The organism is Aromatoleum toluvorans, from assembly GCF_012910905.1.
GTDB classification, from domain to species: domain Bacteria; phylum Pseudomonadota; class Gammaproteobacteria; order Burkholderiales; family Rhodocyclaceae; genus Aromatoleum; species Aromatoleum toluvorans.
The window spans coordinates 1-13,493 of record NZ_WTVN01000034.1 but is presented as its reverse complement, the minus strand read 5'-3'; the positions used below and the strand labels follow the sequence as shown (position 1 = coordinate 13,493).

13 protein-coding genes are annotated in these 13,493 nt (G+C 68.0%); 7 read left to right on the top strand and 6 right to left on the bottom strand.

What is annotated here, in order from left to right; all coding sequences use genetic code 11:
- The first annotated feature begins 29 nt into the window (after positions 1-29).
- The 6 genes from GPA22_RS18235 to hbdR all read left to right on the top strand — a co-directional run bounded on the left by GPA22_RS18235 (position 30) and on the right by hbdR (position 6,563).
- Positions 30-1,061 (top strand): TRAP transporter substrate-binding protein, encoded by a 1,032-nt coding sequence (locus GPA22_RS18235; RefSeq protein WP_169257485.1) that lies wholly within the window; start codon positions 30-32, stop codon positions 1,059-1,061.
- Positions 1,062-1,072: 11 nt separating this feature from the next.
- The gene (gene hbdA / locus GPA22_RS18230) at positions 1,073-2,647 is read left to right on the top strand and encodes a 3-hydroxybenzoate--CoA ligase HbdA (RefSeq protein ID WP_169257484.1); all 1,575 of its coding nucleotides are present in this window, start codon (positions 1,073-1,075) and stop codon (positions 2,645-2,647) included.
- 460 nt (positions 2,648-3,107) lie between these two features.
- Entirely contained in the window at positions 3,108-3,854 is a 747-nt protein-coding gene (locus tag GPA22_RS18225; RefSeq protein WP_169257483.1) for an SDR family NAD(P)-dependent oxidoreductase, read from the top strand.
- A 43-nt stretch (positions 3,855-3,897) separates the two neighbouring features.
- Complete coding sequence (locus GPA22_RS18220) at positions 3,898-4,716, top strand: enoyl-CoA hydratase family protein (RefSeq protein WP_169257482.1); 819 nt, start codon at positions 3,898-3,900, stop codon at positions 4,714-4,716.
- Between the two features lie 305 nt (positions 4,717-5,021).
- Positions 5,022-5,777: an enoyl-CoA hydratase/isomerase family protein gene (locus GPA22_RS18215; protein ID WP_169257481.1), complete on the top strand. Its 756-nt coding sequence runs from the start codon at positions 5,022-5,024 to the stop codon at positions 5,775-5,777.
- A 96-nt stretch (positions 5,778-5,873) separates the two neighbouring features.
- Positions 5,874-6,563 (top strand): HTH-type transcriptional regulator HbdR, encoded by a 690-nt coding sequence (gene hbdR / locus GPA22_RS18210; RefSeq protein WP_484463055.1) that lies wholly within the window; start codon positions 5,874-5,876, stop codon positions 6,561-6,563.
- Positions 6,564-6,585: 22 nt separating this feature from the next.
- On the opposite strand, the gene GPA22_RS18205 is transcribed toward hbdR, so the two are convergent.
- The 6 genes from GPA22_RS18205 to GPA22_RS18180 form a co-directional block, all read right to left on the bottom strand.
- The gene (locus tag GPA22_RS18205) at positions 6,586-6,966 is read right to left on the bottom strand and encodes a type II toxin-antitoxin system PemK/MazF family toxin (RefSeq protein WP_343036093.1); all 381 of its coding nucleotides are present in this window, start codon (positions 6,964-6,966) and stop codon (positions 6,586-6,588) included.
- Positions 6,963-7,214, bottom strand: coding sequence for an AbrB/MazE/SpoVT family DNA-binding domain-containing protein (locus tag GPA22_RS18200; RefSeq protein WP_121430571.1), 252 nt, complete (start codon positions 7,212-7,214; stop codon positions 6,963-6,965). Before GPA22_RS18200 ends, GPA22_RS18205 begins: the two co-directional genes overlap by 4 nt.
- A 96-nt stretch (positions 7,215-7,310) precedes the next feature.
- The gene (locus tag GPA22_RS18195; RefSeq protein ID WP_169257478.1) at positions 7,311-8,507 is read right to left on the bottom strand and encodes an efflux RND transporter periplasmic adaptor subunit; all 1,197 of its coding nucleotides are present in this window, start codon (positions 8,505-8,507) and stop codon (positions 7,311-7,313) included.
- Positions 8,508-8,511: 4 nt separating this feature from the next.
- Complete coding sequence (locus GPA22_RS18190) at positions 8,512-10,875, bottom strand: ABC transporter permease (protein WP_169257477.1); 2,364 nt, start codon at positions 10,873-10,875, stop codon at positions 8,512-8,514.
- A gap of 4 nt (positions 10,876-10,879) precedes the next feature.
- Complete coding sequence (locus tag GPA22_RS18185; RefSeq protein ID WP_169257476.1) at positions 10,880-11,626, bottom strand: ABC transporter ATP-binding protein; 747 nt, start codon at positions 11,624-11,626, stop codon at positions 10,880-10,882.
- Between the two features lie 312 nt (positions 11,627-11,938).
- Positions 11,939-12,754: a hypothetical protein gene (locus tag GPA22_RS18180; protein WP_169257475.1), complete on the bottom strand. Its 816-nt coding sequence runs from the start codon at positions 12,752-12,754 to the stop codon at positions 11,939-11,941.
- Between the two features lie 507 nt (positions 12,755-13,261).
- Between GPA22_RS18180 and GPA22_RS22650 the strand changes: the two genes are divergently transcribed.
- On the top strand, positions 13,262-13,493 hold a 232-nt coding region (locus tag GPA22_RS22650), incomplete at its 3' end, for a histidine kinase (protein ID WP_211169211.1).

Below are 13,493 nucleotides of genomic sequence, written 5' to 3'. Positions count from 1 at the left end.
CCGGCCATCCATTCCAAAGAGGAGACGCGATGAAAACCCGAACACTGCTCAAGCCGCTGCTGACGGCGATGCTGCTCGTGGCCGCTGCCGCCCAGGCCCAGTCGGACAAGGTCGTGACGCTGCGCGTGCACCACTTCCTGCCGCCGAACTCGAACGCACAGGTGAAATTCATCGAACCGTGGTGCGCGAAGGTCGCTGCCGAGTCGGCCGGGCGCCTGAAGTGCCAGATCTACCCGGCGATGCAGATGGGCGGCACGCCGGCGCAGCTCTTCGACCAGGCCAAGGATGGCGTCGCCGACATCGTGTGGACGGTGCCCGGCTACCAGGCCGGCCGCTTCCTCGTCTCGGAAGCTTTCGAGCTGCCTTTCATGGGCACTTCCGGCGAGAAGTCGAGCCGCGCGCTGTGGATCTACGCGACGAAGAACGCCGCGGCGGAATACAAGGGCGTGCGCCCGCTGGTGTTCCACGTCATCCCCGGCATGACGCTGCACACGACGGACAAGCAGGTGAAGACCATGGCCGACCTCGGCGGCATGAAGCTGCGCGCTCCGACGCGCATGGCGACCCGCATGCTTTCCGCCCTCGGCGCCACGCCGGTGCCGATGCCGATGACGATGGTCTCCGACAGCCTCGCCAAGGGAGTGATCGACGGCGCGATGATGCCGTGGGAAGTCGTGCCGACGATCAAGGCGCAGGAGATCGTGAAATACCACAGCGAAACCGATCCCGCGATGCCGCTGATGTCGACCTCGACTTTCGTGCTGGCGATGAACCCGGCGAAATACGACAGCCTGCCGCCCGACCTCAAGAAAGTCATCGACGCCAACAGCGGCCAGGAGGTGTCGGCGTGGGCGGGCAAGGTGTGGAACGAGGCGACCCTGACCGGACGGCAGGCGGGCATCGACCGCAAGAACACGTTCTACACCGTGCCCGCGGCCGAAGTGGGCAAGTGGCAGAAGGCGTCCGAGTCGGTCGCGGCCGACTGGGTCAAGGAAGTCAGCGCCAAGGGCTACGACGGGCAGAAGCTGCTCGCCGAAGCCCGCGCGCTGCTCGCCAACTGAGCGGAGCCGCCATGAGTTTCGACCACACTCCGTACCACGGCGCGATGAACGCCGCCGACGAGATCATCGGCCGCCCGCTCGCGCAGGGCCTCGCCGAGCAGCCGGCGATCGTCGGCGGCGGCCGTTCGGTCACCTACGGCGAGCTCGACGCGCTGGTCAATCGCTGCGGCAACGCGATGAAGGCGCACGGCGTCGGGCGCGGCGAGCGCGTGCTGTTCCTGATGGACGATTCGCCCGAGATGGCCGCCGGCTACCTCGGCGCGATGCGCATCGGCGCCGTCGCGGTGGCGCTCAACGTGCGGCTCGCGCCGCGCGACGTGCGCTACGTGATCGAGGACAGCGCCTGCCGCCTGCTGTTCGTGGACGCGGAATTCGCCCACCTCTACCAGGAGATCGCCGCCGAGCTCGCCGACCCGCCGCAGCTCGTCGTGCGCGGCACCGCACCGCGGGCGGGCGGGGTGCCGCTCGAAGACTTCCTCGCCGGGCAGCCCGACACCCTGGCATCGACCCCGGCCGCGCCCGACGACGTCGCCTTCTGGGTGTATTCCTCGGGCACGACGGGGCGGCCGAAGGCGGTGATGCACACGCACGCCTGCGTGCTGATCGCCGACCGCATGGAGACCGACTACTTCGGCGTGCGCCCGGGCGACCGCATCTTCGCGACCTCGAAGATGTTCTTCGGTTGGGCGCTGGGCCATTCGCTGATGGGCGGGCTGCGCTGTGGCGCGACGGTCATCGTCGCCCCCGGCTGGCCGGACCCGGCGCGCATCGTCGATGTGGTCGAGCGCTACCGGCCGACGCTGTTCTTCAGCACGCCGGTGATGTACCGCAACCTGCTGCGCGAAGGGGCGGACGCGAGCGAAGGCTTCCGCAACGTGCGCCACTTCCTGTCGGCCGGCGAGAAGCTGCCCGAGACGCTGTACCAGTCCTGGCTGGAGGCGACCGGCAAGCCCATCATCGACGGCATCGGCGCCTCCGAGACGATCTTCCTCTTCCTCGTCAATGAAGGCCACGCCCAGCGCCCCGGCTCCTGCGGCAAGCCGGTGCCGTGGGCCGAGGTGCGCCTGGTCGACGACAGCGGCGCGGACATCACCGAAGCCGGCGTCCCCGGGCAGATCGCGATCCGCACGCCGTCGCAGTTCAGCGGCTACTGGAAGCTGCCCGAACAGACGGCGAAGTCCCTGCGCGACGGCTGGTACTTCCCCGGCGACATGTTCAGCTTCGATGCCGACGGCTACTGGTATCACAACGGCCGCGCCGACGACATGCTGAAGATCTCCGGCCAGTGGGTGAGCCCGTCCGAGATCGAGTCCTGCGCGATGAGCGCACAAGGCATCGCCGAGGCGGTCGTCGTCGGCGTGCCGCAGGAGGACGGCCTCACGCGCCTCGTGCTCGTCGCCGTGGCGAAGGATCCGGCGGCGAGCCACTCGCGCCTGTCCACGCAGGTGCAGGACACCCTGATGGCGAACCTCTCGATCTACAAATGCCCGCGCACGGTGCGCTTCGTCGACGAGCTGCCGCGCACCGCGACCGGCAAGATCCAGAAGTTCCGCCTGCGCGAGCTGCTCAAGGCGGGGCGGCTGTAGGGGGCGTGTCACGACCCAGCCCGATGGTGGCGGCTGGCGTAGGGCGGATAACGCCTGCGGCTCATCCGCCCTACGCCAGCCGTCCTCCTTACCCGCTTCACGCAACTGATTGATCGTTCAGTTGCACACGGCCGGATTTCCGGCCGTGTGCATTAGTGCGATTGGCATTTATACGGCGTCGTCCATACCCATTCTTCCTGAGCCCGTCGACGGGCATCAGCAAGCCGCCAAAGGGTTAAACCCGAATCGTATCGGGCTGCCGGACCCATCATCGCGCAGGACAGGTGCCTGACCCATTGCGCTGAAATTCGCGCCAAGGGGTTGACTTGATGAATTGACTGAACGATCATTCATTCAACTGCTGGCGGAACCGGACACGGAACGCTGCAGCAAACGGGAAGCGGGGCGGCGCACGCGCAGACGTCCCAGGCTCGAATGACTGGTGAATGAGGAGACAGACATGAACCTGCAAGGCAAAACGGCCGTCGTCACGGGCGGCGCATCGGGGATCGGGTATGCGACGGCGGAGACGCTGGCGCGGGCGGGCGCGAAGGTCGTGATCGGCGACATCGATGCGGCCAAGGGCGCGGCCGCGGCCGGCCTGCTCGCCGAGCAGCGCCTGGACGTCGACTTCGTCCGCCTCGACGTCACCGACATCGACTCCATCCACGCCTTCCGCGACGAAGCCTATCGTCGCCATGGCCAGGTCGACATCGTCGCCAACGTCGCCGGCTGGGGCAAAATCCAGCCCTTCATGGAGAACACGCCCGACTTCTGGCGCAAGGTCATCGACCTCAACCTGCTCGGGCCGGTCGCGGTGTCGCAGGCCTTCCTGCAGCAGATGATCGAGCGCGGCTCGGGCAAGATCGTCACCGTGTCGAGCGACGCCGGCCGCGTCGGCAGCCTGGGCGAGACCGTGTATTCGGGCGCCAAGGGCGGCGCGATCGCCTTCACCAAGTCGCTCGCCCGCGAGGTCGCGCGCTACAACATCAACGTGAACTGCGTGTGCCCCGGCCCGACCGACACGCCGCTGCTGCGCGCGGTGCCGGAAAAGCACCAGGAAGCCTTCGTCAAGGCCACGCCGATGCGCCGCCTCGCCAAGCCGTCCGAGCTCGCCGACGCCGTGCTGTTCTTCGCCAGCGAGCGCGCGAGCTTCATCACCGGCCAGGTCATCAGCGTCAGCGGCGGTCTCACGCTCGCTGGCTGAGTGAGTGTTCATTCTCATACCGAATCATCCCAAGGAGACTCTCATGTACAAGCTCAAAGCCGCCGAATGGCGTCCGGAACACTTCAAGTTCGAGGTCGCCGACCGCGTCGCGACCATCACGCTGAACCGCCCCGAGCGCAAGAACCCGCTCACCTTCGAGAGCTACGCCGAGCTGCGCGACACCTTCATCAAGCTGCAGTACGCCGAGGACGTGCGCGCGGTGGTGATCACCGGCGCGGGCGGCAACTTCTGCTCCGGCGGCGACGTGCATGACATCATCGGGCCGCTGACGAAGATGGACATGAACGGCCTGCTCACCTTCACGCGCATGACCGGCAACCTCGTGAAGGAGATGCGCAACTGCCCGCAGCCCATCATCTCGGCGGTCGACGGCATCTGCGCCGGCGCCGGCGCGATCATCTCGATGGCGTCCGACCTGCGCTACGCGACGCCCGAGGCGAAGACCGCCTTCCTGTTCGTGCGCGTCGGCCTCGCCGGCTGCGACATGGGCGCGTGCAGCATCCTGCCGCGCATCATCGGCCAGGGGCGCGCCTCCGAGCTGCTCTACACCGGCCGCTCGATGAGCGCCGAGGAGGGCCGCGCGTGGGGCTACTACAACGACCTCGTCCCCGCCGAGAAGGTGCTCGCGAAGGCGCAGGAGATGGCGCTGTCGCTCGCCAACGGCCCCGCGTTCGCGCACTCGATGACGAAGAAGTGCCTGCACCAGGAATGGAACCAGACCATCGAGCAGGCGCTCGAGACCGAGGCTGAAGCTCAGGCGATCTGCATGCAGACGCAGGACTTCACGCGCGCCTACAACGCCTTCGTGAACAAGCAGGTGCCGAAGTTCGAGGGCGATTGAGGTTCCGGCGCGCCGGGCGGCCGTCCCCGCCGCCCGGTTGCGTCTCGCGGTACGGCCGGTTTGACGCGCAGTTTCACCGGCCGGTTTGAGAGGGGCGTCGCGCAGGCGGCCTGTGCGTTCTGCCAACGAATCCTCCTCTGATGTGCGCAGAGGCCGGCGGCGCCCCGTTTTTTAGCAAAGGCGGCAATCGAAAACACGGCCGTTCGCCCTGAGCTTGTCGAAGGGCCGGGTTCAGCAGGGCTTCGACAGGCTTCGGCCCGACCGGTACCCGGTTTGACGGCGCCCTGGCGCAAAAGGACATCGCAATGATTTCGCTGACGATTGAAGATTCGGTTGCGACCGTGACGCTGTGCCGCGCGCCGGTCAATGCGATCAACGAGGAATGGATCGAACAGTTCGATCGCATCCTTGCCGAACTCGAAACCCTGCGCCACGTGAATGTGCTGCGCATCCGTAGCGGCGAACGACTGTTCTGCGCCGGCGCCGACCTCGAACTGATCGGTTCGCTGTTCGCCACCGAGGCCGGGCGCGTGAAAATGATCGCGATCACCCGCCGGATGCAGGAAATCTACGCCCGCCTCGAACGCCTGCCGCAAGTGACCGTCGCCGAAATCAACGGCGCGGCGATGGGGGGCGGCTTCGAACTCGCGCTCGCCTGCGACCTGCGTGTGGTCGCCGACAGCGCGAAAGTGGGCCTGCCCGAAGCGCGCCTCGGCCTGCTGCCCGCCGCCGGCGGTACCCAGCGCATGACGCGCATCTGCGGCGAAGCCGTGGCCAGGCGCCTGATCCTCGGCGCGGAGGTCCTTGCCGGCGCCGACGCGGTCGCCCTGGGCTGCGCGCACTGGGTCGTCCCGGCCGCCGAGTTGCCGGCATTCGTCGCTGCCCTGGTCGCGCGCCTCGCGGCCCTGCCCGCGAAGGCGATCGCCGAGTGCAAGCACTGCATCGAGGTCGCGGTGGCAGGGCGCGCGGACGGCTACGAAGTCGAACTCGCCGGCAGCGCCGCCTTGCTCGCGGACGGCGAGACGCAGGAGCGCGTGCGCGGCTTTCTGAACCGTCAGTAAGGCGGGCGGCAAGGCGACGCGGAAACCCGGCTGTTCCGGTGGCACAATACGGCGTCCGGCCGACGCCGGGCTTTGCGGCAATGGTTCACCGAGGGAATGGACATGAGTTCAGCAGAAAGCGTCAAAAGCGTGGTCACGGACCCGAAGCTGGTCGAGGAGCGCCGTCACCAGATCATCAGCGCCGCCACCAAGCTCTTCTCCGAGCAGGGCTACTACACGACGACGATTCTGCAGATCGCCCGCGAGGCCAAGGTCAGCACCGGCCTGATCTACCAGTACTTCGGCGACAAGGACGACATCCTGTTCCTGACGCTGAAGAACGTGCTCGACACCTACGAGCAGGAGATCCCGCGCCAGATCGAAGGCCTCACGCACCCGGTCGAGCGCCTGTGCCGCGCGGTGTGGGCCTACTGCGCGGTCGTCGACGCCCAGCGCGACGCCACGGTGCTCGCCTACCGTTCCACCAAGTCGCTGCGCGCGGACCGGCGCGTGCTCATCAAGGACGGCGAGACGCGCACCAACCGCATGATCGAAAAGACCATCCGCGCGTGCACCACGGGCGGCTTCATGCGGCCGGTGAACGAATACCTGCTGTGCTACCAGATCGTCAATTTCGCCCACGCCTGGGCGCTCAAGCACTGGGCCTTCGACGACCGCTTCAGCCTCGCCGAATACGTCGAGGAAGGCCTGCAGCTCCTCGTCGAGCCTTTCCTGACGGCCAAGGGCAAGACCGCGCTGGCGAAGATCCCGAAGGATTTCGAAGCGCCGCAGCGCGAGCCCGCCTGAGATTCCCCCCGATGCGCGGGACTTACGCCAGGCACACGATCTGGTTCAGTACCGCGCACGCCTCCGCAAACAGTTCATCCGCCATCCGCTTCATCGGGTGCGGCGCGGCCTCGCGCACGCGCCAGTCGAACGACTTGGGCTGGTGGCAAAGAACATAGCTGGTCTTGCCGGTGCGGCGTCCGCCGGCCGTTCCCGCGGCGATTGCGAAGGGATTGTCGGCGTTGTACTCGGCGGTCGTCATCGGCAGGCCGATGACCAGCGAGGTGCGTTCGTTGAAGGCGCGCGGCGAGAGCACCAGGAAGGGGTGGCGGTCGCGCATTTCGCGGCCGGCCTGCGGATTGCAGTCGATCCAGATGATGTCCTGGCGGTCGGGCGCCCACGGCGCCTTGCCGCGCGCGCTCACCACCGTTCGGCCCCGACGTTCGGGCTCGCCATCGCTTCGCCGCCGTGCCGTTCCGGATCGAAGCGGGCAAGCCTTTGCTCGAGGCTGAGTTTCTCCGGTGCAAGGGGCGTGATCACGACGCGGCCTTCCTCGACCGTGATCCGTACCTGCTGATCGGCATCCAGACGGGCCTCGCGCGCGACGGCAGCGGGCAGGCGCACGCCGAGGCTGTTGCCCCAGTGCTTGATGGCAAGAATTGCTTCGGTCATGGCGCGCGCCCTCGGATGTTTAAACGCAGTATAAACATCGCGCAACGGGTCGGCAACAAAGCCTCGCCGGCGGTCGATCGACTGCGTCCTGACCCTTCACCGCCCGCTCACCCCCACCCCATCCCGCAGCCGGTCATCGGGATGCACGACCACCCGCTCGCCTTCCTTCAGCCCGCCCAGCACCTGCGCGACCAGCCCGGTGCGCTGGCCCGTCTCGACGCGGCGGCGCAGCGCGCGCCCTTCCTCGACCGCGAACACCGCCCAGCCGTCGCCGTCGCGGAACAGTGCGCTCGCGGGTACCTGCAGCACGTCCTCGCCTTCCCACAGCACGAAGCTCGCCTCGACGCGGTAGCCGTCGCCGAGGCGCTGCCAGGTCCCGGGCGGCGACGCGAAGTCGGCGATCACCCACACGCGCTGCTCCTCGACGCCCAGCGCCGATACCTTCGTGAAGCCTGCTGGCTCGACCACGCGCACCTTGCCTTCGAGCGCGCCGTCGCCGCCCCAGCGCTCGAACAGCACGCGCGTGCCGGGGCGGATGCGCACCGCGTCGGCCGAGAGCACATCCACCTCGACCTCCAGCGCGCGCGGGTCGCCGATCTCGACCAGCGGCTGCCCGGCTTCGACCGCGCCCTCGCTCTTGCGCGGGATCTTCAGCACCTGCCCCGCGACCGGCGCGCGCACCAGCACCGGCTCGCCCTTGCCGCCCGCCGCGGCGAAGCCCAGCGCCGTGCGCGCCGCCTCCAGCTCGTGGCGCGCGGTCGCGACCGTGAAGCGCGCCGAGCGCAGCTCCGAGCCCGCGCGCTCGTCCTCGGCGCCCGCGCGGTCCTCGGCTTCCGCCGCGACGTGGCCGGACGCGCGCAGCCTTTTCATGCGCTCGAGGTCTTTCGCCGCGAGCGCCGCGCCGGCCTCGGCCGCTTTCACGCGCTGTTCGACCGCCGCGAGGTTCGCCTGCGCCGCCGCGACACGTGCCTCGGCCTCGGCGCGTCGGCGCGCATCGAGCACTTCCGAGCGTGACGCTTCCAGCAGGACGAGCGGAGCGCCCGCCACGACCGCGTCGCCGACGTCCAGGGCGATGCGCCGCGCGTAGCCGCCCACCGGCGCGGTGACGACGTAGCGGTCGACGACGCGCGTGCGTCCCTCCTGCTCGACCGTCACGCGCAGCGGCGCGCGCACCGCCTGGCCGAATTCGACGACCACCGGCTGCGGCCGGAAGCCCGAGTACAGGCCCCACGCGACCGCCGCGACGATCAGCGCGAACACGATCTGCCTGCGCCATTGCACCCTGGTTTTCATGGTTTCACTCCGGAGTCTTCAGGACCGCGATGAGGTCGAGTCGGTCGAGGCGGCGGCGCACCGCGAGGCCCGACAGCAGCGCCGAGATCAGCACCACCGTGACCGCGAAGGCATAGGTCTGCGGTACCAGCACGACCGGCACGCGGAACAGGTCGGTCTGCATCGTCTGCGCGATGTAGTAGCACATCCCTTCGCCCAGTTTGAGCCCCAGCGGGATCGCGGCGAGCGTCAGGACGCCCAGTTCGCCGAGCAGGATGTAGCCGATCTCGCCGCGCGTGAAGCCCAGCACGCGCAGGCTCGCGAGCTCCCGCCCGCGCTCGGTCAGCGCGATGCGCGCGCTGTTGTAGATCACGCCGAACGCGATGATCACCGCGAACACCGTCGACACGTAGGTGAAGAACAGCATCGTCTCGTCCATCAGGCGGTTGAAGTTGCGGATCTCCTGCACGCGCTCGGCCACGCCCGCGACGCGCGGCAACCCCTTCAGCCGCGCGTATAGCCCCTGCAGCCGCGCGTGATCGACGGCGAGCCAGGCGCCGGAGATCGTCGGCCCCTCGTGCATGAAGCGGTTGAGCGCCGAGAGATCCATGTAGGCCGCCACGCCGAGGTATTCCTTCACCAGCCCCGCGACGGTCGCCTCGCGCAGCGGCCGGTTGCCTTCCAGCACCTCGATGACGATGCGGTCGCCCGCGCGCACGCCCAGCATCTTGCCGAGATGGTCGGTCATCAGGATGCCGTCGGCGGGCATCGTGACCGGCCGCAGCTTCGTGTCGAGGAGGCGTTGCAGGTCGCCGTCCGGTTCGATGCCGCGGATCGTCGTGCGATAGTCCAGATGCCCGTGACGCAGCCGCACCGGCACGGAGCGGAAGGCCTCGACGTGCTCGACCCCCGCCAGGCCGGCGAGATCGAAGCGCGCACGATAGGTGGTGGGGTCGGTGAACGCCACCGACAGATCCTCGCGCTGCGCCATGCCGTAATGCACGTTCATCATGTAGCCGACGGTGTCGCGCTGGAACAGGCCGGTCAGGATGATGCCGCACGCGAGCGCGATGCCCAGCACCGTCAGCGCCGACTTCAAGGGTTTGCGCCAGATGTGGCGCAGGATCATGCGCGTCGGCTGCGACAGCCAGCGCTTCACGCCCAGCTTCTCGACCAGCGTCTCGCGGTAGCGCGGCGGCGGTTCGGGGCGCATCGCCTGCGCCGGACTCAGGCGCGCCGCGCGCCACACCGCGACGATCGTGCCCGCGCCGGCCGCGGCGAGGCTCGCGCCTGCGGCCTCGAGAACGGTTGCCGGCTGCAGGCTGAAGCGCAGCCACGGAAAGTAGTAGAACTCCATGTAGATCCCGGACAGCGCGTGCCCCAGCCACACGCCGAGCGCCGTGCCGCCGAGCACGCCACTGCCGGCGATCACCGCGACGAGCTTCAGGTAATGCGCGGTCACCGCGCCGTTGCCGTAGCCGAACGCCTTCAGCGTCGCGATCTGCTCGCGCTGCATCGTCACCAGGCGGCTGATCACGACGTTGAGCAGGAAGGCCGCGACGCCCATGAACATCGTCGGGAAAAGGGTGGCCAGCGTGCCGAGCTGGTCCAGCTCCTGGGTGAGGAAGCGGTGCGAGAGCTGATCCTTGCGCGCGTACGCGCCGAGCCCGCCGAAAGGTGTGATCAGCGCATCGACGCGGTCGATCACGTCCTGCGCATTCGCGCCCGGGCGCAGGCTCAGCGCGAGGTCGTTGAACGCACCGTCGAGGTCGTAGGCCTGTCCCAGCGCCTTGCGCCCCATCCACATCACGCCGTAGCGCTTCGGATCGGGAAAGGCCGAGCCCGGGCGCAGCTGCTGCACGAACTCCGGCGACAGCGCCGTGCCCACCACCGTCAGCGCCTGCCGTCGCCCGTTGAGGATCGCGTAGAAGCGTCCGCCCGGATGCAGCGCGTGCGCCTTCGCGAAGGGCGTGCTGATCACGACCTCGTCCGCGCGCCCGGGCAGCGGCAGCCGTCCCTCGCGCAGGTGCAGGCCGTTGAGCCCATGCGGCGCATCGTCGGCGAGGGACACCATGCGCGCGCTCACCGGCTCGGCGAAATCCGGCATGTCGAGCCGCACCTGCTGCACGACGCGCGTCTCCGCGCGCTCCACGCCGGGGATCGCCGCGAGCCGTGCGCGCAACGACTCCGGCGCGCGCTTCAAGGTCGCGAACACCTCGGCGAAGCGGTACTCGCGGTAATAGTCGTCCTGCGTCGCGCGCAACGCGCCGAGCGTGGACAGGAACATCACGTAGGTGCCGACGCCGCACATCACCACCAGCGCGATCGCGATGGCCTGCCCGCGCATGTGCCACAGGTCGCGCCACAGCTTGCGGTCGATGGCGCGCATGGCGCTACCAGCTCAGCTCGGAGGCCGCCTTGCGGCTCTCGTTGCGTTCGATGCGCACGACGTGGCCGTCGCCGAAATGCACGACGCGGTCCGCCATCGCCGCGATCACCGCGTTGTGCGTGATCACCACCGTCGTCGTCCCCAGCTCGCGATTCACGCGCGCGATCACCTCCAGCACCATCACGCCGGTCTGTGCATCGAGCGCCCCGGTCGGCTCGTCGCACAACAGCACCTGCGGCCGCTTCGCCACCGCCCGCGCGATCGCCACGCGCTGCTGCTCGCCGCCCGAAATCTGGCTGGGGAAGTGGTCCATGCGCGGCGCGAGCCCCACCAGCGCGAGCGCCTCCTCGGGCGTCATCGGGTCGTGTGCGATCTCGGTCACCAGCGCGACGTTCTCGCGCGCGGTGAGGCTGGGGATCAGGTTGTAGAACTGGAACACGAAGCCGACATGCTCGCGCCGGTACTGCGTCATCGCCGCGTCGTCATCGACGGTGAGGTCATGCTCCGCATAGCGCACCGTGCCGCTCGTCGGCGTATCCAGCCCGCCGAGGATGTTCAGGAGTGTCGATTTGCCGCTCCCCGACGGCCCCAGCAGCACGACCAGCTCGCCGGTGTACAGGTCGAGATCCACCCCGCGCAGCGCCTCCACGCGCACCTCGCCCATCTGGTAGACCTTCGTGAGGCCGCGCGCCTCGAAGATCGGGCGCGGAGACGGCGCGGAAAGAGCGGGTGGGGAGGATTGCTCCGTCATGCGAAGCTCCGCAGGTGGCTACGCTGGGAGCATAGCGCGACGGGCGGGGGATGTCGCGGGCGGGCTTCCACGCACATTGACCCGCGCCGCGGGGCTCGAAGTCGGGAGGTCAAGGAGCTTGTTCAGGAGCAGCTCGCGCTTTCGCTCCGCGCGTCAGTGGACTGGATGCCATATAGGCGCGGCTTGCACATTGCCGCGAAGGATCGCGCTGCCCATGGCGTTGTCGCATACCACGAGCTGAAGCGCGAATCCCCGCATCGCCTGCAAGCTTGTTACTGCAGGCAGCTGCGGCCACCGATGGTCGCAGTCGGGTCAGTACGAGTAAGAGAACCCCCCGGTTTTCTTCCATCCCGGATTGATTCGGGCCATGTCGCGCTCGATCATGTCTTGCCTAGCCAGTTCCGTATCAACCGCCGTTTCCTCCGCCGTCCGGCGGGCAACCTTCTCGCCAGGGCACAACGTTCGGCCTGAAACCCCCTGCATGAAGAGTCGCGCGTCGCCGTCCGGCACGTAGTAGACGTCGCTCGTCCTCGACACAAAGCGGTTTTGCTCCGCGATCGTCGTCGTCACGATGATCTCTGCGCGGCTTGGACTCGCCAGGTAGCCGGCCCACCATTCGGCGGCGGCGATACCACCCAATGTCGCCGAAGTGGTATGTCCGGCCAGCGCCGTATTGCGCACCACGGCAATCCCTGACGCCAAGATCGTCAGCATCGGCGGCTGGTATTCAGGCCCGGACTTGGCGTGAACGACGAGCTGCGTGTCATATTGAACCTCAACGTCCTTCCCATCCCCAGAGAACCCCGCCCCTGCCTGGGGTGCGACCTTGCAGACGGACACGTTGGCACCACGATCGACCAGGTGCGTGATCATGAATTCGCGAAACGCCGTGTTGAACGCAGTGTTCTTCGCCGGCACGACATAGACGCCACGCGACTGGAGCTGCGGCTTCGTTGCGATCGCCTGCAGCGTCTGGCTGACGACATCCTTCGCGACGACATCCCAGTGATGCGCGGTGCGTGCGACCTTCTGGTGGCTGAGCGGGAAATTCTGCGCGACCGGCACCGGACTGGCACAGCCGACGACGGCAATTGCAGCCGGAATCAACAGCGAATAGACGAGTTTCATATTCCCTCCTCATTGGGCTCGTGGTTCCGCTTGAACCGTAGCAGCTACCCGGCGTTTCCCGCCATGAACCGATATGCACCCCTCGCATGTGACAATTGTCATGGAGGGGGATACCGGAAAAGGGGGCAGGCCCGAGTCTGACTCCTTTTCCTTGCTCGCGCGGGCAGGCCCCAGGCGGCCACCAGGGGGCGATGTCCCGGTCATTGCAAGCTACGCGGGCTGGTTTTCCCTTTCCACGTCCGCAAGGAAATCCGCCGCGCGCATCTGCTCGGCCCGTTCGAGCCATACCGGGTAATGCGTGCGGAAATTCGGCGATCGGCGGCGGTACGTGGGTTCGCCCGCTTGACACCGTCACCAGCCTTTACGGGGGTGGCGGCGAAGTCCTCCTCGCATGTCAGCGCGAATGTGAGGGATTTCCCATTCCGCATCGCGCCGGAGCGGTGCTGCGCTGTCGCGCATGCATTCTTCGACTATATTCCAAAACGTTTCTTGCGGATCCCTCACTCCATGAACGCAATGTCGTCGGGGCATGACGCCCGGGAAACAGCACATGCGTCGCGCGGCGACGAGGCGCAAACGACGGTGCTGCGCGCGATCGCGCAGGCGCGGGCGGGCGCGGTGCGCGAAGAGCGCGCGCGCATAGCCCGCGAGCTGCACGACGACGTGCTGCAGCTCCTTGCCGGTGTGGCGATGCAGCTCAAGGCGCTGCGCGATGAGGAGCAGAGGGAAGGGCGGGCGG

Excerpts from the sequence above, each read along its gene's own strand:
- GPA22_RS18190 (WP_169257477.1), bottom strand. The coding sequence starts at position 10,875 with ATGCGCGCCATCGACCGCAAGCTGTGGCGCGACCTGTGGCACATGCGC.
- GPA22_RS18220 (WP_169257482.1), top strand. The coding sequence starts at position 3,898 with ATGTACAAGCTCAAAGCCGCCGAATGGCGTCCGGAACACTTCAAGTTC.
- GPA22_RS18185 (WP_169257476.1), bottom strand. The coding sequence starts at position 11,626 with ATGACGGAGCAATCCTCCCCACCCGCTCTTTCCGCGCCGTCTCCGCGC.
- GPA22_RS18215 (WP_169257481.1), top strand. The coding sequence starts at position 5,022 with ATGATTTCGCTGACGATTGAAGATTCGGTTGCGACCGTGACGCTGTGC.
- GPA22_RS18195 (WP_169257478.1), bottom strand. The coding sequence starts at position 8,507 with ATGAAAACCAGGGTGCAATGGCGCAGGCAGATCGTGTTCGCGCTGATC.
- GPA22_RS18200 (WP_121430571.1), bottom strand. The coding sequence starts at position 7,214 with ATGACCGAAGCAATTCTTGCCATCAAGCACTGGGGCAACAGCCTCGGC.
- hbdA (WP_169257484.1), top strand. The coding sequence starts at position 1,073 with ATGAGTTTCGACCACACTCCGTACCACGGCGCGATGAACGCCGCCGAC.
- GPA22_RS18225 (WP_169257483.1), top strand. The coding sequence starts at position 3,108 with ATGAACCTGCAAGGCAAAACGGCCGTCGTCACGGGCGGCGCATCGGGG.
- GPA22_RS18180 (WP_169257475.1), bottom strand. The coding sequence starts at position 12,754 with ATGAAACTCGTCTATTCGCTGTTGATTCCGGCTGCAATTGCCGTCGTC.
- hbdR (WP_484463055.1), top strand. The coding sequence starts at position 5,874 with ATGGACATGAGTTCAGCAGAAAGCGTCAAAAGCGTGGTCACGGACCCG.
- GPA22_RS18235 (WP_169257485.1), top strand. The coding sequence starts at position 30 with ATGAAAACCCGAACACTGCTCAAGCCGCTGCTGACGGCGATGCTGCTC.